The organism is Parapedobacter koreensis (assembly GCF_900109365.1).
Taxonomy (GTDB): domain Bacteria; phylum Bacteroidota; class Bacteroidia; order Sphingobacteriales; family Sphingobacteriaceae; genus Parapedobacter; species Parapedobacter koreensis.
In genome coordinates this window covers 675,614-697,073 of record NZ_FNZR01000003.1, presented here as the reverse complement: position 1 = coordinate 697,073, position 21,460 = coordinate 675,614, and the positions used below count along the sequence as shown (strand labels likewise).

The window sequence follows — 21,460 nt, the reverse complement described above, 5'->3', positions numbered from 1 at the left end:
TATTTCTTATTTCAAAAAAGCCTAATCCATTCCTTTGAGTTCACCTACCACCTCGGTAATGGTCGCCTTGGCATCGCCAAAGAGCATCAAACAATTGGGATAGCCAAAGAGCTCATTTTCGATACCGGCATAGCCTGCATTCATACTGCGTTTGCAAACGATGACAGTCTGTGCTTTTTCCACATCGAGCACGGGCATCCCAAATATTGGGCTGCTGGGATTGGTTTTAGCGGCTGGATTGACGACGTCATTCGCACCGATGATCAGTGCGATATCGGTCTGCGCAAACTCGTCATTGATCCGCTCCATTTCCACGAGTTTGTCATACGGAATATTGGCTTCAGCCAGTAATACGTTCATGTGGCCGGGCATCCGCCCCGCCACTGGATGTATGGCAAATTTGACGGATATGCCGCGCTTCTCAAGCTGCTCACTCAATTCCCTGACGATGTGCTGCGCCTGTGCTACGGCCATACCGTATCCCGGTACAATGATCACGGATGATACCGCGTCAAACAGCATGGCACTTTCTTCAACGCCTACTTCTTTAATCACGATATCACCTGATTCATCCTCCGCAGTGGAAGCCGTTTGACCAAATCCTCCCAGCACCACGTTTTTCAACGACCGGTTCATCGCTTTGCACATGATCTGCGTAAGTATAAGCCCTGCGGTCCCTACCAGTGCACCCGTGATGATCAGCACCTGATTTTCCAGTACGAAGCCCGTCGCTGCTGCCGCAACACCGGTGTAGGAGTTGAGCAGCGCGATGACCACGGGCATGTCTGCGCCACCGATGGGGATGACAGCCAAAATGCCCAACAGCAGTGCGAGTGCGAGCATACTGATAACCCATACACTGGAAGCTGCATCAACAATCATGAACACCGAAAGGACAACTGCACCGATAAGTAACAAGCCATTCATTAAATGCTGTCCGGCGAAGACCACTGCGCGGCCGTTGATAATTCCTCTAAGCTTCCCGAATGCAACCATCGACCCGGAAAAGGTGACCGCTCCTATGAGCACGCTTAGTGCTACGGTAATACCCATCACTGCCGGGATTCCCTGATTGGTTTCCTGTGTCAAACGCCAATATTGGGACATGGATACGAAAGCCGAAGCAAGACCACCAAAACCATTGAGCAGGGCGATCATTTCGGGCATGGCTGTCATCGCCACCTTACGGCCGGCAAACACGCCGATGGATGAGGCCAAAAGGACGGTGATGGCGATTTCCGTGTAACTCAGGACCTGCTGATACGCTAAGGTAGCCACTATGGCAATGAGCATGGCGAGCATGGACAATCCGTTACCTTTGCGCGCCGTGGGTGCCTTACCGAGCAATTTGATCCCCACAATAAATAAGATGGCGGCCACCAAATATGCGATATGTATGAATATAATCAAGGTGGCTTCCATGACGGTTATTTTTTCTTTTTGAACATTTGCAACATCCTATCCGTGACAACATAGCCACTGACGACATTGATCGTAGCCAAGAATAAGGCCGCGATGCCCAGCATTTTGCTGACGGACCACCCCATGGCTCCGGAAGCCAGTAATGCACCTACGATGGTAACTCCCGCAATGGCATTGGTGGCAGAAAGCAGCGGGGTATGCAATGTGGGTGGGATTTTAGAAATCAGCTCGAAGCCGATGAAGCCGGACAATACAACGATGTAAAGCAAAATGATAAGGGTGTCTGCTGTCATGACGATTTGTTTAGTAATTCCTTGGTAAATGCATGCACCAATGTTCCCCGGTGGATGATCAGCGCACCTTTCGTGATTTCCTCATCCAGTTCCCACTTGAATCCCTCTTTATCGGCCAAATGGAGTAAAAGTGTGCTGATATTCCTGGCATACAATTCACTGGCATTGACGGGCAGCAGGGCCGGTAGATTTGCTTCCCCGATGATGGTGACACCGTGTTTAACCACCGTGCTACCATATTCGCTCAATGCACAGTTGCCCCCTGACTCAACAGCCATGTCCACGATCACCGATCCGGCTTTCATGGTTTTGACCATTTCTTCGGTGACCAATATGGGTGCTTTTTTGCCGATGACGAGCGCCGTGGCAATGACCAGATCGGCTTCGGCCACATGTTTGGCCACCAAGTCTTTTTGTTTCTGGAGATACTCGTCGGAAACCGCTTTGGCATAGCCGCCTTCGGTCTGTACACCACCATCTTCCACTTGGATAAACCTACCGCCCAAAGACTCGACCTGTTCCTTGGTTTCGGGACGCACATCAGTCACTTCCACAACGGCACCAAGCCGCTTGGCTGTGGCAACAGCCTGCAATCCGGCCACCCCCGCCCCAAAAATCAGTACTTTTGCGGGAGTAATCGTTCCCGCGGCGGTCATCATCAGTGGAAAAATCTTTCCCAAAGCATTGGCCCCGAGGATGACCGTCTTATAACCTGCAAGATTGGCCTGTGAACTCAGCGCATCCATTTTTTGCGCCCTCGATATACGGGGTACTGCATCCATGGCAAAAGCCGATATCCGTCTGCGGAGACAGTGATTCACCAGATCAGGCACGGTATAAGCATACAGGAAAGAGATGGTCACGCTTTCTTCGCGTAGCGCTTCCAGCTCTTCGAATGTAGGGGCGTTGACTTTGAGCAATGCGTCTGCCTGCTGGAGCAATGTGGCCTTATCTGCAACGATGGCGCCACCCGCTTGTTCATACGCATGGTCGCCAAAGCCTGAGGCCATACCTGCGCTGCTTTCTATCAGACAGGTGAATCCTGCCTTAACCAGTGATTTCACCACGTCCGGCGTAATGGCCACCCGGCTTTCGGCGGTTTTGGTTTCTTTAACAATAGCTAATTTCAAAACAATGTGTTGTAATCTATAATGGTCAAAAAATGATCAATACGCGATACAGCCTATTGCCGAATTACACGTGATCCGAAAACGGAACTAAATATGCTATTTTTTTTGCAAAGCACCAAAGGAACGATACGTCAATTTTCAGGGATTCCAAAATTGGCGGAATAAGCCATTCAATATTGCACCACTTAAGGCTGCATACGAAAAAGCGTGAAAACTTGATCAGGCCCTCAACTCGAATTCTATACAGCCCATCACTTTTCCGTTGACAAGGATTTCCAGCAGATGCGCTCCCGCGTAATGCTTACGGGTGGTCAGGTCTTGGAACTGTTGTTTTTTGTTGAATTGAAGCGTTTGTCCGGGTGCAAGCGTTACTTCCTTCAACTTATATACTTTTTTTGTACGGGAGCCGGATGCTTTGACATAGTGAATCGCATAATCAACGACTAATTTCTGCGCTTGCTTGCTTTCGCTCCCTAATCCGAAGTTGAAATGCAGCGAATCGCCCAATTGCAGGGAGGTCTTATCCGTTGTTAGGCTATGCAGCTTCACCGATGTTTCATGTTCAAAACCGAAGATCTTTAGTGCATCTTTGTCGCCCCGTTTGATAAGCGACCGAATGGCATGTTTGATGATCCATGACGTGTGTTTGTTTGTTTTGTCCCAACTATTAACGAGGTTGAGCATATAGGAAGCATTGTCCTTCGCATGGTCATTCAGGTGATTGGCAACGGATTTCCGTACATAAAGCGCTTCGTCGGCGTTCAACTTTTCAAGGATACCCTGGGTAAGCGTGGGTTGTTTAATAATTTCTGCCAACTTAAAGGACCAAGGGAGCCTTGGTCGACTCCCTTCGGAGGCTAATCGTCTTACATGGACGTTGCTATCGTCGGCCCATTTGTGCATGACATCCAGTGTTTTAATCAAATCCGTTTTGAGAAATTCGCGAATAGCGAATTCTGCCGACCCCAATGTCGTAAAATACTGAAGGGCTTCCATGGACAAATCGAAATGTTGTTTTCCATATAAAGCCACATAATCGGGCAATACCAGCGCAGTGTAGCCCGTGGGCAAAGACGGCGCAGCAGCATAAAGGATGGCGATGGCCCGCTTATAATCCTCCGGAAGATGCCGCTTAAGTACCAGCGATGTGTTGCGCAGCCGGCCATTCAACGAAAGTGTATCCATATCGCGGGTGACATCATCGATAAAGGCATCCACATGAAAGTTTTTATCGACATGACCAAACGTATGTGCAAAATTCACATAAAACTCGCGGTTGAACATTTCTTTAAGTGGTTCCATGGTGTAAAAATAAAAAAAACACCAAAATAAGGGGAACCCCGCTTTGAGTTGTCTGCTTAAAAAACAGTAGATAATATGAAATTCATTGCTTTCTTCCTTTCTTTACTGCTGCTGCAAACAGCGGGTGCCCATGCGCAGCAGCAAGTCGTCATCAGTGGAACGGTAAAATCTAAGGTTAATGGCGAAACCGTCATCGGTGCAACCGTTTCCGTGGATGGTACCTATACTACCAGTACCAATGAATATGGGTTTTATGCCCTACGTATTCCAGCGGGCTCCCACCGCTTTCAGGTCAATTTCATGTCTTTCAGCCCATATACTGCCAAGATCTCCGTTTTCAAGGACAGTACGATCAACATCAGCCTCGAACAAAGCGCTCAATCGTTGGACGAAGTGGTCATTACAGCCAACCCCGGCAAACAAGATTTAGCGAGCCCTCAAATGGGTGCGGAACGCGTGAGCATGCAGACCGTCAAACAAGTGCCCGTTCTGCTTGGCGAACGCGATGCCCTGAAGGTCATCCAGTTGCTTCCCGGCATCAAATCTGCCGGTGATGGTGGCAGTGGCTTATTTGTCCGTGGCGGCAGCGCCGACCAGAACATGATTTTACTGGACGAAGCCACCGTCTATAACGCGTCCCATTTGCTGGGTTTCTTTTCTACGTTTAACGCCGATGCCATTAAGGATCTCACCGTGTATAAAGGAGGAATGCCCGCCCAGTATGGCGGTCGCCTATCGTCTGTGCTGGACATCAAGATGAACGATGGCAACAACCAGGACGTCAATATCAGCGGTGGCGTCGGGTTGATATCAGCTAAATTGAATGTAGAAGGGCCCATACAGGAAGGTAAATCGTCTTTTTTGGTATCAGGCCGCAGAACCTATGCCGATATGTTTCTGAAGTTGTCAAACGACTCCTCGATAAACAACAACACCCTATATTTTTACGATCTGAATGCCAAGCTTAATTTTCAACTGGGCAATAACGATCGGCTTTACCTATCCGGATACCTGGGGCAAGATCGCATGGGTGCCGGCGATTTATTCAACCTGGACTGGGGTAATAAAACCGGGACCTTGCGTTGGAACCATATTTTTAGCAGTCGCCTGTTTTCCAACACCTCCCTCATTTACAGCAACTATGATTACAAAATCGGCATTAAAACCGGAGCCGACGAGTTTGAGATTTTCTCCAACATCACGGATTACCAGGTCAAGCAGGAGTTTCAGTGGTTTGCGAATAACCGGAACAATGTGCGCTTTGGCCTCCAATCCGCCTATCACCGTATCCGTCCGGGAGAGGTAACCGCCATTGGCGGGTCAAGCTTCAATGATACGAGACTCCAGCAACGCTATTCGTGGGACAACGCGCTTTATGCAAGCAACACCTGGAAAGCCACTGATCGGTTGCAGCTGACTTATGGCGTCCGGCTCAGCGCATTCGGTATCTTGGGCGAAGGGGATTTCTATCAACTGGACGCCAATGGAAACGTGACGGATACCTTATCCTACGAAAAAAACGAGTTTGTAAAAACCTATCTCAATGTTGAACCGCGTCTTGCTGTCAGCTACCAGCTTACCCCACTGTCATCGGTCAAAGCATCCTATGTACGCAATGTGCAAAACCTGCATATGCTCAGCAACAGCAGCACAGCAAGTCCTACCGACAAATGGCTGGCAAGCACGAATGTAATCAAGCCCGAAATAGCCGATCAGTATGCACTGGGCTATTACCGCAATCTATTCGGTGGCCGCTATGAACTCAATGTCGAAACCTATTATAAAGATCTGCAGCACCAAATCGACTATCGCGACGGTGCCAACGTCTTTACGTCAAACAACGCCGTTGAAAGCGAGCTGCTATTTGGCAAAGGCAGGGCATACGGACTGGAATGGCTGTTGAGGAAAAATAGCGGTAAACTGACCGGCTGGATCAGCTATACACTATCCAAAACGGAGCGGCAAATCAATGGCATCAACAATGATCAGTGGTACAATGCCCGGCAAGATCGTACGCATGACGTAGCAGTAGTTGCGATGTACCAGCTCAACAAAAAATGGTCATTTTCGGCAAACTGGGTATTTTATACCGGCGATGCCGTCACCTTCCCTGCGGGCAAATACCTCATTGACGGCGAGACAGCCTACTATTATACCGAACGCAATGGATATCGCATGCCCGACTACCACCGGCTGGACTTGGGTGCCACCATGCAGCTCAGGCAGAAAAAACGCTGGAGTTCGGAGCTTAGCTTTAGCCTGTATAATGCCTATGGAAGGGAAAATGCCTATGTCATCTCCTTTGAAGACAGTGCCGACGGCAACCGTACCATCGCCAATCAAATCTCCTTATTCCGTTTTGTGCCTTCCATATCCTACAATTTCAAGTTTAACTAAAAAGCAACACCTGATGAATACCTACCCATTTTTAAAAAGAAGTTCAAGTTTACTATGCCTGGTCCTGCTGGTTGTATCCTGTGAAAAGGAGATCGACATCCAGTTGGACGGTGTCGAGAAAAAATACGTCATCGAAGGCACGGTCACTGATCAGGAAGGTGGCAGCCAGGTATGGGTGAGCCGCACCAAGGATTTTGCCGAGGATAATAGCCGGACTGGTGTAAGCGGAGCCATCGTCGAAATAAGCGATGGCAATACGTCTTATACCCTACAGGAGGACGAAAACGGACATTACACAGCCCCGGCATTGATAGGCACCTCCGGCACCACCTATCACCTATCCGTGCGAATCGGCACGGAGCAATTCAGCGCCAGCTCCAACATGCCGCAAAAAGTCTCCATGGATAGCCTCTATACCCGTCAGGAGTTTTTATTTGACGAAATGGAAAACCTGCCCACTATTGATTTCTCTGATCCAGCCGGAGAACGCAATTACTACCGTTTTGTACTGTACGTGAACGACATCAAAAAACGCGACATCTTTGCCTATGATGACGACATGATTGACGGCAACTCGCAATCCATCAGTTTGTTTTACCTTGGAGATGGCGAAGAGGATGACGATCCGCGCAACGACAAGATTAAATCCGGTGATCTCGTGCGCGTGCAAATGCTTTGTACCGATGCTGCCGTATATAAATATTTCTATAGCTTATCGAGCAGCGCCACGGGCAATCCAAACGGAGCCGCACCAGCTAATCCGGTGAGCAACCTTCAAGGCGGGGCGCTGGGTTATTTTAGCGCGCATACCGTACAGCAACAGGAAACACGCGTACCGTGACGGAAACCACGGAAAAAGGGCGATTGTGCCAAGAACCAGGCAGCTTACTTCTCCGGTGCTGCCCTGGGTTCTTCCTTCGTCAGCGGAATAGAACGGTTCTTGGTATTCACGCCATTGCTAAGTTCCCGGTTCTTTAAACTTCATATCGCTGTCGTCCAATATGAGCACCCAATCTTCGTCCGGTTGTTGACTTGGCGGCGTGGCTATAAATTCCTCGTGCCTTGGAATGGTCTCGGTTGCCAAACACTGCCCTGTCCGTGGATTGTACCACCATACCTTAAGCGTTGTACCGCTTAGCAATCGGGTATTGACAGCAACAGTCCTTTTGCCCGGGAAATAGAGCATGGCATAACTTCCATCCTTGCTACGGGTTGCGCTTACGTGCAGGCCATCAAAAGCATTGGGCGTTATCACCAGTGTTTGGTCGGGGATACGTTCCAAAAAAGGCCTGGAAAGCATCAGCTTTTTTAAGTGAATCATCTGCCCCGCCCCTTCTAAATCCAGCGACTCCTTCCAATTGTGCTGGGGTGAATTAATCGGCTGGCGTCCCTGGTCATACATCTGCCAAATGGCATGGCAGCCGTATGTATGACCAAATGCGCCATAAAAAACATCCCAATAGGCCTTCTTCCGGATTTGATAGGCGCCTGAAAAACCATATTTCTCGGGATCGCCGCATAGCGGGTGTTCTTCATAAAGCGGTTCTCCATCAAGCGTGGGTTTGATGGGTGTCAACCCATAGTCATAGGCTATTTTAAGGTATGGTGTCCCGTCGTTGCAATGGCCGGTTTGGTGCATGTTGAAGTCAAGCCAATCGTCATTATGGAACCAATTGGAAGAGCCTCCCGGATCTGCCGGTTGTGGATGAAAACTTATCAATGCATCGTCATACCCACCTGCCCCCTTCACGATACCCATAGCCAGTGATCGCCATACATTTTCGTGCGCCGCACTGGAAGGATTGCGGTCGCCACCGTTGATCCAAATGACATTCCATTTTTTCCGATAACGCCTGCCAAGATATTCCCCATATACTTCGGCAAGCTGCTCATTAAAAATCTCCGGCCCGATACCCCACCCCAATTTCATGAGTTTATCCCCCCAGGTGGGCAGCAAGGCCATGTAAATGCCCCTGCTGCCTGCTTGATCGACAATCCAGTCTACATACCCAAAATAAGCCTCATTGGGCTGCGACGGATCATCTTCCACAAGCGGCAGGTCTCCGTTTGCATTCGGGGTATGCAGCCCGTCCAGCTCTGCAAGGATCACCGCCTGGATGACGTTGAAGCCTTTAGCCTTCCGGTTATCCAAATATTGGATTACTTCGGCACTATCCAGCCGGTGGATCAATTCCCAAGCAGTATCGCCCAACCAGAAAAAGGGAGAACCGTCCTGATACACTAAAAACCGTCCATTTGGAGAAACCTTCAATCGCTCTTTCTTAATCTGATTTTGAGCATATGTGACTTGGGAAACGCCCATTCCAACCAAAAGCAAACTTACTATCACACGTATTACTCTAATGTTCTTATCCATATGTTTCGATAACTTACTGGGTTTCCATGATCCTGAAGGGTTAATGGCGCTTTACCATGCACTTCATAATGGGCGTCTCTATCGTATGTGCTGCCTTTTATTTCAAAATCATGCTGCACCACGATGCCATTATGGAAAACGGTTATACGCGCCGGCGACTCCAACAGACCTTCATCATTAAATCTTGGTGCGATAAATACGACATCATAACATTGCCATTCCCCGGGCTTACGCGAGGCATTGACCCATGGAGGAGATTGGGTATAGATACTTCCGGCCTGTCCGTCTGAGTACGTAGGGTTGTCATAGCTATCTAAGACCTGAAGCTCATAGCGCGATTGAAAAAAAATACCGCTGTTTCCCCGGCCCTGCCCCTCGCCTTCCACCTTGGTTGGAGTGCGCCATTCAATGTGCAATTGACAATCGCCGAAGGCAGCCTTGGTTTGAATGTTGCCCGCCCCTTCTTTGACGACCATCGTTCTCCTGCGCAGATCCCAGGTGATGTTGCCTGAATTTTCGCTTTCCCACTGTGAAAAATCACGTCCATCGAACAAAACTATGGCATCCGAAGGCGGCTTTGTTCCAACCGCAGGAGTCACCCTCCGTGGTATTTCTTGCGATTGAGCTTTATTCCACGTTATAGACAAGAGGAATAAAGCAACTAAAAAATTAGCGATATTCTTCATATTTCGAGTCTAATTCCAATCATTATCAACTGTTCCCAATTTGAAATTATTATCAATCTCCACCTGGGGAATCGGAAAGTAATAATACTTGGGATCGATTGGAGAAACTCCGAGTGCCGCCATTTCCGGATCCATCGTTTCTTTGAGTATCCCCCATCGTTTTAAATCGTTAAAACGTTGAGCTTCCCCCATGAATTCAAGCTGGCGCTCTCTTTTCAACAACTCGAATGCCTGATCGACAGTATAGTTTTTTTCATAGGGGAATGCCCCAATCCTGATTCTTACCTCATTGATAAAGGCGATTGCTTTTTGTACGTTTGGCGCGGCACCTTTCAACGCGCATTCCGCACGCATTAGCAGCACATCGGCATAGCGCATTAGGATAAGGTTATTGGAACTCTCCGCCGTATTTTCCGTCTCTTTAAATTCCTTATTAAGGTACTTTCTGTAATATGCGTCAGCCAGGGTGAATGGCTTGGGCCCCGATGTGCAGTTTTCGCACCAAACATCGTCGCCTATACCTCCACCGTAAAAGGTGAGTTTTGCCCTTGGGTCTACGTAAGCAGCATCTGATTCATCGTTGTACCTGAAGTCAATAACCCGCCTTTCGGGAAAATACCAGTTGTTCCAATCATTCCATCCGTACAGCTGTTGATGGCAATTTTCCCTGCCGTACAGTGGGTTGCCTTCGGGGTTGTTAAATGTTCCCGTCGTATTGGAAACGCCTTTCCAAAACTGGAACTGTATTTCGAAAATGCTTTCGGGACCATTTTCTTCGGTTTCACCGAACATTCCCGACCATTTGTCTGCCGGAACAAGGGCGTAGTTGTTCATCTTACTAAATTCAGCTTCTGCCTCCTCATATTTTTTTGTGTACAGATAAAGTTTGCCTAAAAATCCCGTAGCAGCTCCGGAAGTAGCCCGTCCGCGGTTATTATCATCCCATGAAGGAGGCAACAGGTTTTGAGCTTGTTTAAAATCGGCTTCAGCCACGGCCCAGACTTCTTCCTCCGTGTCTGTCCGTTTGGCATCTTCATTACCTGTCTGATCATAGCTTGTCCGCAAGGGAACCCTTCCCCAATAGAATGCCAACTGTGTATAGGCCCATCCCCGCAGAAAATAGGCCTCGCCAATCGACTCTTTTACCATGGCATTGTCATCCTGATGTTTTTCAAGGTACTCATTGCCCTTATAGATGGTAAGGTTAGCCCGTAAAATTATGCGGTATAGCATCTTCCAGTATCCAGATATACAATCGTTGTTGCCATTGAACTGGTATTGCAGGAAAGCGATGATATTGGCCTCGTTCGTACGTGCCGGCGGTTGGGCATTGGCCTCGTTGGCCAATACGTCAAACATTTCCGGCCACCGCCACCCCATCATCCGATCGAAGAACAACCCAGAATAGATAGCCGTAGATGCCTCCCTGATCTGTGACGGCGTGTTGAAATAGGAATTCGTATCGTAATTATTCGGATCGTTGTAGTCCAATATACTGTTGGAACACGATTGAACGACAATGGTGATAAGTACCCCTATGATAATGCTGTTTGCAAAGCGTTTCATCTTCTTAATGTATAGCGTTATAGATTCAATTTAAGTCCAAGCACCACTGATCGGGGGTTGGGCGTGGTGGCCAGGTCGTCTATGCCCCTGGCTAAGTTGTTGTTGTTATAACCGGCAATATCGGGATCGAACCCCTGGCTGTATTTGGTAAACGTAAACAAGTTGTTTGTACTACAATATATCCGCAACGTTGGAATGCCCCATTTAGCCGTGAGTTTTTCGGGGAATAAATAGCCCACAGACAGCTGTCGCACTTTGAGGTAGTCGCTTTTTTCCAGCATCAGTGTGGAAGGCCGGTTATTTTGTGCAGGATCTCCGATCACAGCCCTTGGCTGTATTCCATTACCCGGTTCGGCCTCGCTTCGCCAACGATTCAGTATATACGCATCTTTGTTGCCCAGCCCCGAGCCGGTGCGTAAGCGGTAAAAGCCATTAAATAGGTAAGCTCCGGCTATTCCCTGCAGATTGGCGCTGAAGTCAAAAGCACCGTAACTAACCTGGAGATTAAGGCCAAAGTAATGCGCCGGGATGGAATTTCCCAAATGCGTGCGGTCATTGTCTCATGAGATCACGCCGTCCCCGTCCAGGTCTTTATACCGTACATCTCCGGGCCTTGTCTCTGACCCCTGGAAATAAGCCTGGCCTTTTGATTGTGCGAGCTGGTTAGCCACGTCCAATTCTTCTTGATTCATAAAGATGCCATCGGCCTGAAAACCATAAAAATAACCGATGGAATAGCCGATATCGGTTCGCGCATAAGCTTGGCTTCCCCCACCGGCATAATCTGAACTATACATATAGGGTTGGCCAGCACCCAATGAAACTACTTTATTATGTACGTAGGTATAATTGGCGCTAATGTCATACCTAAAGGCATTGACTTGGTCCTGATAGCCGACATTAAACTCAAGACCGGTATTATTGACACTGGCTGCATTAACAACCGGGTCTCCGGAATCGTTATTGCCACCGTAACCCATTGACGGGGGACGTGGTACACTGAACAGGATATCACGCGTATCCTTGTCAAAATATTCGGCAGTAGCACTCAGCTTTCCCTTCAGTAGTACAACATCCAGACCTGCCGAAACTGATTCTGTAGTTTCCCATTTGATGTCCCCTGCTGAATTGGTAATAACGGTTGCACCCGTAGCCCGGTCGCCATTGACCCCAAGCGGGTAGACGACATTGTTATTCCACACCTTGGAAAGGTACATGAAATCACCGATTGCATCATTACCCGAACGGCCCCAGCTGGCCCGAAGTTTAAACTGATCAAATATGGCAAGCTGTTTAAACCATTCCTCCTCGTGCATTTTCCAGCCAACAGCTACGGAAGGGAAATAGCCCCAGCGGTTTACAGGGGCAAATTTCGGGGAGCCGTCCGCACGCATATTGACCGTAAATAGGTATTTGTTGTTCAATTGATAGTTAAGACGGCCAAAGTAAGACAGGTAAGCCCATTTGTTGTAGGTATGCTGTGTAATTTGGGCAGTCGTGGCATACAATAGATTTTTGACATTGTAATTGTCGTATAATGACCCAACTGCTTCCAAACCACCGTTTGATCCCAAATTCTGCCAAGTATTGCCAGCCATAATGGAAAACTCGTGGTTTTGCAATACCGTAGCGTACGTTAAGGTATTTTCGATCAGTGGGGAAAGTGCGTATGAGCTACCTTTGATTAGTTTACTGGTAAATGACTGCACCCCACCACCCATTACATAATCGGGGTTCCACTGCGAGCCTTCACCATAGTTGATACCTGCCGAGGCTTGAAACCGATAAACCAATCCTTTAATAGGCGAAACTTCGGCCCATAATGCGGGCTGTACATTGATGTAGTTGCGGTCGTTTTGATGAAAATTGGCGAAGGCAACAGCATTGGAGCTGTTCGTCCCATCAAGCTGTGTGTTGGAATCACCGTATCCCAACCCGTTCGAATTGTCGGGATCATACACCGGAATATAAGGTAACCCTTGATATATCTCGCTACCAAAGACCCAACCGGACTTAAACCTTCCATAATCAATGGACAAATTCAGTCCGCCTTTAAACCACTTGGTCAATCTGAACTCGTTTTTGCCTTGCAGGAAAAAATTGTTGGAAGCTTCGCTTCCAAGCATGATTCCATCGTTGTGCCGATAGCCGGCAAATAACGCATATATGCCTTTCTCTGTCCCTCCGGAGAATCCCAGATTGACTTCGACCTGATGACCGGTTTTATACATTTCATCTTGCCAGTCTGTCACGTCAATCCGCGATTCAGGATTCGTTAGGTTCTCCGGTAATGTTCCCCCTGAATTCAGCACAGCATCGGAGGCAAAATCGACGTATTGGCTTGCATTTAACAAATCCCATTTCTTGGGGAAAAAGTTAAGTCCGTTAAATACATTTGCTGTCACGTTTAACTGACCCGGATGGCCACTTTTAGTTGTGATAAGGATAACACCATTGGCACCCCTGGCGCCATATATAGCAGTTGATGATGCATCTTTCAATACTTCTATGCGTTCAACATTATTCGGATTATAGGCCCCACCCCAAATGCCGTCTACAATAATAAGCGGATTACTATTGTTGAGCGTGGTAACGCCACGGACCCGGATGGCACCCTGCGACACATCCAGCCCCGGCACTTTCCCTTGCAGCAGCGAACCCAAATCGGTCGCTACCCTATCGCCCAGTTCCTTGGCGGTTACGGAGGAAATCGAACCTGTAAGATCACCTTTACGTTGCGTACCATAGCCCACCACCACCACTTCATCCAAGTCACTTATTGATGCGCTCATTGAAACATCAATCACGGTTTGATCCACTATTGACCGCTCCAAAGTCTCGAAGCCTACCATGGTAAATACCAGCGTATTTCCGTTGGTTGGAATAGCTACTTGGTAATGACCGGAATCGTCTGTCGTAACAGCCACTGGTGTCCCCTTCACTGTCACAGTCACCCCAGCCAGCAAACTACCCTGTTCGTCTGTAACCTGGCCAGTAATGGTACGTTGTAATTGCGGCAATGAATGGGGCGAGGCAAACTGATCAGATCGAGGTAAAGACTTTGCCATGATGGTGACAATCCCGTCCTCCAATGACCAGTCAAGACCCCGTTTATCCAAGATCTGGCGCATTGCATCGGCAAAATCCACCTCGATCAATTGGACATCAACGCGTGTGTCCGCAATATCATCGCCCCGAAATAAAAAAGAATACCCTTGTTGTTTCTGAATTTCTTTCATCGCCTCGCGAAGGCTGATGTTTCTTGCGCTAAGCGTAATCTTTTGCGCTTTGCTTTCCGCTATGGCATGGAATGCAAATGCAAAAGTTAAGAAAATCGCTAACTTCATAATCAGTAATAATTGGTCAGAAGGCCAATAACGGGCCTTTACACATCGTGTAAATATCATATATTTGTCCTGTTTGGATGGTTAACTAATTGGTTTTCGGCTCGCTTTCAAACAACTGCCGGATATCAGATCCAGACAAACTAAGCGGGTGATGTGATCAGCATCATCCGTTTTTTTGCGTGGATAGCATTAACTGTGTTTGGTAAGTCGTTACGTTTTCATCATTCTTGTTCCTCTTTAGTGTTTACAATATTGGTTATCAAAATTTGGTTCAATAGCTTATTGTTCTCCCAAAACAATTAATTGGTTCCGTTTGCCGGACTGGCTCACCCTAAATTTCAACCCGCTTTTTTCCAGCGCTTTGAGCACGGCACTTAACGGCTTGTTCCGTTCGATATAGGCAAACATATTCACGTCTGCCAGTTTTCCCTCATATATGACATCAAGATCATACCATCGCGCCAATTGTGCAATAGCAGCCTGCGTGGGCAACCGATCGAAATAGAAAAATCCGTCTTTCCAGGCGGTGTAGGGTTCGGTATCCACTCGTTTGGTTTCGATAGCCGATCCGCGAGTAATGGCTTGTTGGCCTGGAGAGAGGGTCACTACCCTGCCCCCGCCAAGTGGGGATAGCTGCACCGATCCTTCTACAAGGGTTGTCTTCGTATCAGCGTCTTCAGCGTAAGCGGAAATGTTGAACTCGGTGCCAAGGACTTCGATTGTTTGGTTATTCGTAATTACTTTAAATGGCAACCTCCCTATGCCCTCCCGACCAATCGGCGCGGGCAATCCTGCCGGGAGCGGCATAGACTTAATATCGAAGTAAGCTTCGCCCTCCAAAAACACCACCCTTTCCTTTCCCGAGAATCGGGATGGGTATTTGAGCGCACTACTGGCGTTGAGCCAGACGCGACTGCCATCGGGAAGGGTGACTTGATACGTACCTCCCTTTGGGGTAGTAAGTACGAGCTCATTTACGATTTCAGCCGATAGCTTTGCGATTTCTGCAGATTTTCCATCCCCAGAAGTCAAATCCGTGCCATCCGCATAAGTAATCCCTTCGTCGATGATAATTCCTGTTTGCGTTTCGCTCAAATCAATCGTCCGGCCATCGGCCAGTGTGAGCGTAGCACGGTTCGTGCCTGGCACGATATCTTCCGCGTTGACGATGGTCGCTTTATAGTGGACAATAGCGTCACCGAAGAAAATCCATGTAGCGGCAGTCACGGCGATGAGCATGGCGGCGGCATACGGAGCCCAGCGATAAATAGTGGTTTGACGGGGCTTGGAAGTGTGGATCACTGATTTCAGTTCATCCAATATGGTATCTTGGATAGCATCACGCTCTTGTTGGGGCAGACGCGCGAACGCATCGTGGTGGGTATCGAGGTAATGGTCCCAGGCATCCAGGAAGTCACTTTCCTGCGGCGTAGCCCGGCCCTTGACATACCGTCTGACCATTCGCCTTAGTTGTTTACCAATGTTGAGTCTTTCCATCCATTAATGGGGCTTATACCGCGCCGCTATGGTGTATGTGACACAACCCGAAAAAAATCCCAAAAGAAACCAAAAAAAAATTTCACCATCCTTTCCACAGCGTCAGCGTGCAAAGCAGGGCAAGGTAATGGGCATACTTAGCGCGGAGTTCAGCATAGGCTGTAGTCAGCTGGTTTTGCACGGTCTTGCGCGATAATCCGAGCTGCTCGGCGATCTTGTCGGTAGGTAGGTTATCGGCAAAGTGAAGCAAAAAGATACGGCGGCGTTTATCGGGAAGGGCGGCAATCCACCGATCCAATAATTGCCGAAGTTCGCCCTCAAGTAAGGTGTTGTCCGCAAACAGGCTGGATAGGAGCGTCTGCTCGAACGTTTCGTAATAGGGTGCCCGATGCGACTGCCTCGCCAAGCGCCTGTAAGCCAGAAAACGGGCCGAGGTATGCAGGTAAGCTGACAGGCTATCCGCACGGAGTTCATCCCGACGCCGCCAGACATCCAAAAACACTTCCTGTACGATATCTTGGCAGATTTCGCGGTCACGGATGCGGTTGTAAACACTGCTATACAAGCTGGACCAATACCGGTGGTACAGTTCGGTATACGCAGGCTCGCTGTTCTGGTTTAGCAAACCAACCAACTCCTGATCCGTTAGGTTTTTCAGCGTTTCCATGATTTTCAGCCGTTTTAGGAACGTAAAGGTATGGAAAAATCCAAATTTGCAGGTCGATTTGTTAAATGCGGCACACATTTATTTCCTTATTGGGCAGGTCAATCCTCAAGCGGACTGGCAGGTCCACCTTTCTCCCGCGCCAGGCAAGCCAGGTTCTGCTACATCCCGCCCTATCAAAAATGCAAATTCCTCTTGCGTCTTGTATTTTTTCAGCAGCCGTTTTGCTTTTTTGTAAAAGTAGGGCGTTAGGTGTATTTTATTGCTCTTCACGTAGTAGGTCAGCCATGGTTTAGAATTTGGTTTTTCCCGCACGTATCTGCCTTACCTCGCTAAGGCCTTGTTCAATTCCCTTCAACAGCACTTCCTTCTTGGCGTCTGATGACTCCCTTTTTACGGAAAGAACCTCACCACCAAGTTCCTTCACGAACTCAGTGATGCGGGATTTAGCATTTTGCGGAACCTTGATGGTTAATAAAGCCATGATACAAAGTTTTTGAATATTATTTAGATAAGCAACGAATTCATCAAAAGGGAGTTTAAATTTGCTTGTTTGGCGGCTTGTTGAGAATCTTTACGAAAACGCAACACTTTCCCCTTATTGTCCGTTTGTTTCCCGTTCCCTTATTGGTTATACAATACCTTGTCAAGAAACACAAGTGATTGAGACAATGCCTCCTTACCAGCATCTATATCCATATTAAACTGATACTCATGCGGTAAAGAAGGTACGTAATCCGGAGCAAAAAAGAGCGTATCTACCTGAACATTTAATAAGGCCAGCTTTCTCGCCAATGTTTCCGATTGCGTGTGCAGCGGATCACCGTTGCCTGCTGAAATAAAAGAGGGCGGAAAATTACTGTCAATATAATTGATCACGGAAAAAGTTTTAAAGAGCGGAGTTTTGGTAAAATCTTTCTTACCCATATAAGCCCACAATATACTCCTAAGGAACGACCCAAAACCGCCATTCAAATTGATATGCTCCGCATCATAGGGCCCGCAGTACAAAATGAGTCCCGAAAGCTGGGAAAGCTTAATGCCGGGCATGATATTCAGTAATCGCGCATAATCGCTGTTGCTTATTATACTGCCTGTCTGCGCGGCAATATGCGCACCTCCCGAATCGCCAGCAAGGAAAAAATGTGTTGTATCAATATGCAGGCGTTTTGCATTCGCTACCATATAAGCCAGTGCGATATTGATTTGTTTAAGCGGTGTTGGGTATTGTTTTTCGGGAGCAATGGAATAATCTACAGATACAGTGGTGTAGCCTTTGCCGGCTAATATTTTGCAGTAATTCGCTATATCTTCTTTACGCCCTGACACCCAGCCTCCGCCATGTATCCATACAATAACTGGCAATTGCCGCTCGGTATTTGCTATTGCCGATGGATAATATACGTCCAGAAAAGCATCCTTGTCTTTTGCGTCATATTGCTGCTCAAGGATTTGCGAAATTCCGTCAGGGACATGTTTTGCCAGGGCGTCACTTGCTTTGACCGCCCCTTTTGTAAAGGCATACCGAATCAATAGGCTTGATGGCCAAGGCGAGAACTTAAATGCCAGAAAAACCAAAAGAAATATACCAATTGCCGCTATACCTGTTCGGATAAAAATTTTCTTCAGCCGCGAGCTTTTCCGCTGCCTATTTGCCGGGGTTTGCGAATTTTTCATACGATCTATTTTTATGGCTATTCGTGGTTAAATTTACTCTTTTACTGCCATTCCTTTTAGCCGATTTTTTGTTAATACCGTTACTTCATTATTTTATCTGCCCAACAGCGCTCCTAAATCGGCGGAAAACGTTTAGGCAGCACTGAATTAAATACGTATTTTTGTTCTGCAAGCGACCAGTATCGTTTCTTGCAGAAAACAACTGACTAAAGAAAAGCAATGATTTATAACCAAGTAAAACCTCATCCCGATTTGCTAGACTTCATCGATGCTTTTTGGACGGTAGAAGGTGTCGGGAAGCAATGTGATAAAGAAATCATATTGCCAGACGGTTGCGTTGATTTGATTGTTAACTTAGGGGAAGAATACAAGGCGGATGATGGAATCGTAACCATGCATCCAGAAAAAGCTTATTTGGTCGGGACAATGACCACCTTTAAAGAAACCTTTGTGAGCACATCGAATAGACTTTTGGGAATCCGCTTCAAACCTGCGGCCTTTTCGTCATTTTATGGCAATTATGTCTCCATGGATGAAATCACCGACAAGACCATCGAATTTACGCAATCCATTTCGCCTGACATTCATAAAATAAAACGGCACCCCATTCCCTATCTCAACGCTTATTTTCTGAACAGGCTGAGTGACACCAGACATAACCTATCCAACGTGATAAGGGACGTTCAAACAGCTGGCGGCCAAATCAGTATTGATTCATTGGCAAAAAGAAATCATACCACCGTAAGGCAACTGGAAAGAAGTTTCAAACAATATATTGGCGTGAGTCCAAAAGAGTTTGTTAACATCGTGCGTTTCAAAACAGCTCTTTCAAAAATTAAACGCAATAAACAACAGCAAAGCCTACTGGACATCGCTGTTGACTGCGGTTATTACGATCACGCCCACCTGACCAATGCTATAAAACGATATACGGGAACCTCTCCTTCCCTTTTTTGATTTTGTCGCATTTTTCCAAAGTCGGATTGATGGTAGACCTGTAAATTTGTAAAAAAATAAATGATATCATGGCTACAATTGACCAGCAAAAAAAGCTAAAACATGAACAAGTGCAATACATTGAATTTCTTTCAAAGGACATTGTCCGAGCCAAGGATTTTTATGCGAAATGTTTTAGTTGGAAGTTTACAGATTATGGACAAGAATACACTGCATTTGAAGGCGACTATGTTGATGGAGGCTTTACCTATGGGGAACCGATTAATGGAAGTATCTTAGTCATTCTCTATTCAGAAGATATTGAAGCGAGCAAAGATAAAGTGATAAGCGCTGGAGGTACTATTGTAAAAGATACCTTCAATTTTCCCGGAGGGAAACGCTTTCAATTCACAGATTTGGACGGCTATGAACTTGCTGTTTGGTCAAAATAAGCAAACAAAAAGTGCTAAAAGCATAATGCGGAAGTTAATGATCGCCTGCAGGCCATTGTGGAAACCGGGAGGTGCTGTATATGCCGTTTACAACCCCTCCGGGCGCCAACAATGAGCAGGCTGATGATTAACTCTGGTCTCGTTGGCATGCCTTAAAAACAACAAAACCCGACTTCCGTCGGGCTTCATTTTGGGTGGCGGAGAGGGAGGGATTCGAACCCTCGATACGCTCAACACGTATACACACTTTCCAGGCGTGCTCGTTCGACCACTCTGACACCTCTCCGTGCTATGCTATTGGGGCTGCAAAAATAAAAGTTTTTCCTTATATCGCAACAAGGAATGGTGAGATATTTTAGTGCCCCGCTCCACCCCGTATGTTGAACACATGCAGGATTGCCGGAAATAGGACATCCATCGTTTCTCGCACGCCGTTCGGAGAACCGGGTAATGTTATGATCAAGGTGTTTCCCATGAATCCGGCCACTCCCCGGGATAGCATGGCCATTGGTGTACGCTGCTGGCCGTACGCCCGCGCCGCCTCCATCACGCCGAGTATCTCTTGATCAAGCAAAGGCTTAATAGCTTCAGGAGTGACATCACGAATGGATAGCCCTGTCCCCCCACTGAAAAGCACCAAATCATATCCCTGCCCATGCAGGGCTTTTGCCTTTTCCTGAATTTTAGCGACCTCGTCCGGCACAATGGTAAATTCGTTGGGGTTTATCCCCCGCTGCTCCAGCATATCGACCAATAACCTCCCTGATACATCTGCCTGAATACCCGCCGAAACACGATCCGAACAGACCACCACCGCACATTTAAAACCGGGTACCACCGTAGGCTTATTATCCGACTTGCCTCCTTTTTTGCTTTCAAGCTTCACTGAATTGATTTCCAAATGCTTATCAATAGGCTTGAGCATATCATAGAGGGTAAGTGCTGCAATCATTGCACCATGCATGGCTTCCACTTCCACTCCTGTCTTGTAAATCGTCTGCACTTCGACACGGATATTGATACGCAGGCCTTCCACGCCATAGGTGATGGCTGCATATTCAATGGGCAATGGATGGCAATCGGGAACCACATCACTGGTCTTCTTGATGGCTAATAGACCCGCCGCCCGCGAAAATTCAAATACGTCACCCTTTGGTACCCTTCGCGCTACTATCGCCTGTATCGTTTCCTCACTTGAAGCTTCTACCGATGCCAATGCAACGGCCTGGCGGAGGGTCACCGTTTTATGTGTAATGTCTACCATGTCATTGATTGATCTTCCATTGGTATCCGTCTCCAGCAAAATATTCCTTGCCCCAAATAGGCAGTTCGTTTTTTATCCGATCTACAAGTTCACCACAAGCGTCCATGGCGGCCCGGCGATGTCCGGCAACCGCAAGCACTAGGAGGCAAATTTCGCCCGCTGCTACCATGCCCAAGCTATGCTTCACGATGATTCCATTCAGTGTATAACGCTTATAAATGTCGGCAGCCAGGATTTGCAGTTGCTCATCAGCCATGGCCTGATATGCCGTATATTCTATGGCAACCACTTCCTTCCCTTCAACAAGGTCCGCCCGTACCTGACCAATAAAACAAGAATGTGCACCGATGGCCATATCCGTAGCATATCGTTGGATGCTTTGGGCGACCATGGTCGTCGAAATAGCGCCCTGAATGAAAATCGTCTGCATTGTTGTTTCCATGTGATGTT

Annotated in this window: 19 protein-coding genes and 1 tRNA gene; 4 read left to right on the top strand and 16 right to left on the bottom strand. The window is 47.5% G+C overall.

Translation table 11 applies throughout. The features are described 5' to 3' along the window. Window positions 1-21: 21 nt before the first annotated feature. From BMW65_RS10815 to BMW65_RS10800, 4 genes are all read right to left on the bottom strand, one after another. Window positions 22-1,422 carry an NAD(P)(+) transhydrogenase (Re/Si-specific) subunit beta gene (locus tag BMW65_RS10815; RefSeq protein ID WP_090605233.1) on the bottom strand — a complete coding sequence of 467 codons (1,401 nt, stop codon included), beginning with the start codon at window positions 1,420-1,422 and terminating at the stop codon, window positions 22-24. Window positions 1,423-1,427: 5 nt separating this feature from the next. After that, a complete protein-coding gene (locus BMW65_RS10810) occupies window positions 1,428-1,715 on the bottom strand; it encodes an NAD(P) transhydrogenase subunit alpha part 2 (protein WP_090605231.1) in 288 nt (95 codons plus the stop codon). Beyond that, the gene (locus BMW65_RS10805; protein ID WP_090605230.1) at window positions 1,712-2,845 is read right to left on the bottom strand and encodes a Re/Si-specific NAD(P)(+) transhydrogenase subunit alpha; all 1,134 of its coding nucleotides are present in this window, start codon (window positions 2,843-2,845) and stop codon (window positions 1,712-1,714) included. Before BMW65_RS10805 ends, BMW65_RS10810 begins: the two co-directional genes overlap by 4 nt. A 219-nt stretch (window positions 2,846-3,064) precedes the next feature. Beyond that, window positions 3,065-4,147, bottom strand: coding sequence for a DNA alkylation repair protein (locus BMW65_RS10800; protein WP_090605228.1), 1,083 nt, complete (start codon window positions 4,145-4,147; stop codon window positions 3,065-3,067). Window positions 4,148-4,222: 75 nt separating this feature from the next. On the opposite strand from BMW65_RS10800, the gene BMW65_RS10795 reads away from it, so the two are divergent. Together BMW65_RS10795 and BMW65_RS10790 are read left to right on the top strand one after the other, a co-directional pair. Continuing rightward, window positions 4,223-6,544 (top strand): TonB-dependent receptor, encoded by a 2,322-nt coding sequence (locus BMW65_RS10795; RefSeq protein WP_090605227.1) that lies wholly within the window; start codon window positions 4,223-4,225, stop codon window positions 6,542-6,544. Between the two features lie 13 nt (window positions 6,545-6,557). After that, the gene (locus BMW65_RS10790; RefSeq protein WP_177181084.1) at window positions 6,558-7,385 is read left to right on the top strand and encodes a DUF4249 domain-containing protein; all 828 of its coding nucleotides are present in this window, start codon (window positions 6,558-6,560) and stop codon (window positions 7,383-7,385) included. A gap of 117 nt (window positions 7,386-7,502) precedes the next feature. Here the strand turns inward: BMW65_RS10790 and BMW65_RS10785 are convergent, their stop codons facing one another. From BMW65_RS10785 to BMW65_RS10740, 9 genes are all read right to left on the bottom strand, one after another. After that, window positions 7,503-8,894: a glycoside hydrolase family 140 protein gene (locus tag BMW65_RS10785; protein WP_218145385.1), complete on the bottom strand. Its 1,392-nt coding sequence runs from the start codon at window positions 8,892-8,894 to the stop codon at window positions 7,503-7,505. Between the two features lie 5 nt (window positions 8,895-8,899). After that, complete coding sequence (locus BMW65_RS10780) at window positions 8,900-9,607, bottom strand: 3-keto-disaccharide hydrolase (RefSeq protein ID WP_090605222.1); 708 nt, start codon at window positions 9,605-9,607, stop codon at window positions 8,900-8,902. Between the two features lie 9 nt (window positions 9,608-9,616). Then, window positions 9,617-11,173, bottom strand: a complete 1,557-nt coding sequence (locus tag BMW65_RS10775; RefSeq protein WP_090605220.1) for a RagB/SusD family nutrient uptake outer membrane protein — start codon at window positions 11,171-11,173, stop codon at window positions 9,617-9,619. A 17-nt stretch (window positions 11,174-11,190) separates the two neighbouring features. Beyond that, window positions 11,191-11,715, bottom strand: a complete 525-nt coding sequence (locus BMW65_RS10770; RefSeq protein WP_090605219.1) for a hypothetical protein — start codon at window positions 11,713-11,715, stop codon at window positions 11,191-11,193. A gap of 18 nt (window positions 11,716-11,733) precedes the next feature. Continuing rightward, the gene (locus tag BMW65_RS10765; protein ID WP_177181083.1) at window positions 11,734-14,520 is read right to left on the bottom strand and encodes a SusC/RagA family TonB-linked outer membrane protein; all 2,787 of its coding nucleotides are present in this window, start codon (window positions 14,518-14,520) and stop codon (window positions 11,734-11,736) included. Window positions 14,521-14,799: 279 nt separating this feature from the next. After that, the gene (locus BMW65_RS10760) at window positions 14,800-16,017 is read right to left on the bottom strand and encodes a FecR family protein (protein ID WP_090605216.1); all 1,218 of its coding nucleotides are present in this window, start codon (window positions 16,015-16,017) and stop codon (window positions 14,800-14,802) included. A gap of 82 nt (window positions 16,018-16,099) precedes the next feature. Continuing rightward, a complete protein-coding gene (locus tag BMW65_RS10755) occupies window positions 16,100-16,684 on the bottom strand; it encodes an RNA polymerase sigma factor (RefSeq protein WP_177181082.1) in 585 nt (194 codons plus the stop codon). Window positions 16,685-16,973: 289 nt separating this feature from the next. Beyond that, the gene (locus tag BMW65_RS10745) at window positions 16,974-17,165 is read right to left on the bottom strand and encodes a hypothetical protein (RefSeq protein ID WP_090605211.1); all 192 of its coding nucleotides are present in this window, start codon (window positions 17,163-17,165) and stop codon (window positions 16,974-16,976) included. Window positions 17,166-17,305: 140 nt separating this feature from the next. Beyond that, window positions 17,306-18,358 (bottom strand): alpha/beta hydrolase, encoded by a 1,053-nt coding sequence (locus BMW65_RS10740; RefSeq protein WP_090605210.1) that lies wholly within the window; start codon window positions 18,356-18,358, stop codon window positions 17,306-17,308. Window positions 18,359-18,577: 219 nt separating this feature from the next. On the opposite strand from BMW65_RS10740, the gene BMW65_RS10735 reads away from it, so the two are divergent. Next, window positions 18,578-19,315: a helix-turn-helix domain-containing protein gene (locus BMW65_RS10735; RefSeq protein WP_090605209.1), complete on the top strand. Its 738-nt coding sequence runs from the start codon at window positions 18,578-18,580 to the stop codon at window positions 19,313-19,315. Between the two features lie 68 nt (window positions 19,316-19,383). After that, window positions 19,384-19,746 (top strand): VOC family protein, encoded by a 363-nt coding sequence (locus BMW65_RS10730; RefSeq protein WP_090605207.1) that lies wholly within the window; start codon window positions 19,384-19,386, stop codon window positions 19,744-19,746. A gap of 195 nt (window positions 19,747-19,941) precedes the next feature. Here the strand turns inward: BMW65_RS10730 and BMW65_RS10725 are convergent. The 3 genes from BMW65_RS10725 to BMW65_RS10715 form a co-directional block, all read right to left on the bottom strand. Beyond that, window positions 19,942-20,032, bottom strand: a tRNA-Ser gene (locus BMW65_RS10725). A gap of 69 nt (window positions 20,033-20,101) precedes the next feature. Next, the gene (gene moaCB, locus BMW65_RS10720; protein WP_090605206.1) at window positions 20,102-21,010 is read right to left on the bottom strand and encodes a bifunctional molybdenum cofactor biosynthesis protein MoaC/MoaB; all 909 of its coding nucleotides are present in this window, start codon (window positions 21,008-21,010) and stop codon (window positions 20,102-20,104) included. Between the two features lies 1 nt (window position 21,011). After that, window positions 21,012-21,452, bottom strand: a complete 441-nt coding sequence (locus tag BMW65_RS10715; protein ID WP_245747608.1) for a molybdenum cofactor biosynthesis protein MoaE — start codon at window positions 21,450-21,452, stop codon at window positions 21,012-21,014. Window positions 21,453-21,460 lie beyond the last annotated feature (8 nt).

Coding starts and splice junctions, on each gene's coding strand:
- BMW65_RS10815 (WP_090605233.1), bottom strand. CDS start 1,422: ATGGAAGCCACCTTGATTATATTCATACATATCGCATATTTGGTGGCC.
- BMW65_RS10810 (WP_090605231.1), bottom strand. CDS start 1,715: ATGACAGCAGACACCCTTATCATTTTGCTTTACATCGTTGTATTGTCC.
- BMW65_RS10800 (WP_090605228.1), bottom strand. CDS start 4,147: ATGGAACCACTTAAAGAAATGTTCAACCGCGAGTTTTATGTGAATTTT.
- BMW65_RS10795 (WP_090605227.1), top strand. CDS start 4,223: ATGAAATTCATTGCTTTCTTCCTTTCTTTACTGCTGCTGCAAACAGCG.
- BMW65_RS10790 (WP_177181084.1), top strand. CDS start 6,558: ATGAATACCTACCCATTTTTAAAAAGAAGTTCAAGTTTACTATGCCTG.
- BMW65_RS10780 (WP_090605222.1), bottom strand. CDS start 9,607: ATGAAGAATATCGCTAATTTTTTAGTTGCTTTATTCCTCTTGTCTATA.
- BMW65_RS10775 (WP_090605220.1), bottom strand. CDS start 11,173: ATGAAACGCTTTGCAAACAGCATTATCATAGGGGTACTTATCACCATT.
- BMW65_RS10765 (WP_177181083.1), bottom strand. CDS start 14,520: ATGAAGTTAGCGATTTTCTTAACTTTTGCATTTGCATTCCATGCCATA.
- BMW65_RS10760 (WP_090605216.1), bottom strand. CDS start 16,017: ATGGAAAGACTCAACATTGGTAAACAACTAAGGCGAATGGTCAGACGG.
- BMW65_RS10755 (WP_177181082.1), bottom strand. CDS start 16,684: ATGGAAACGCTGAAAAACCTAACGGATCAGGAGTTGGTTGGTTTGCTA.
- BMW65_RS10745 (WP_090605211.1), bottom strand. CDS start 17,165: ATGGCTTTATTAACCATCAAGGTTCCGCAAAATGCTAAATCCCGCATC.
- BMW65_RS10740 (WP_090605210.1), bottom strand. CDS start 18,358: ATGAAAAATTCGCAAACCCCGGCAAATAGGCAGCGGAAAAGCTCGCGG.
- BMW65_RS10735 (WP_090605209.1), top strand. CDS start 18,578: ATGATTTATAACCAAGTAAAACCTCATCCCGATTTGCTAGACTTCATC.
- BMW65_RS10730 (WP_090605207.1), top strand. CDS start 19,384: ATGGCTACAATTGACCAGCAAAAAAAGCTAAAACATGAACAAGTGCAA.
- moaCB (WP_090605206.1), bottom strand. CDS start 21,010: ATGGTAGACATTACACATAAAACGGTGACCCTCCGCCAGGCCGTTGCA.
- BMW65_RS10715 (WP_245747608.1), bottom strand. CDS start 21,452: ATGGAAACAACAATGCAGACGATTTTCATTCAGGGCGCTATTTCGACG.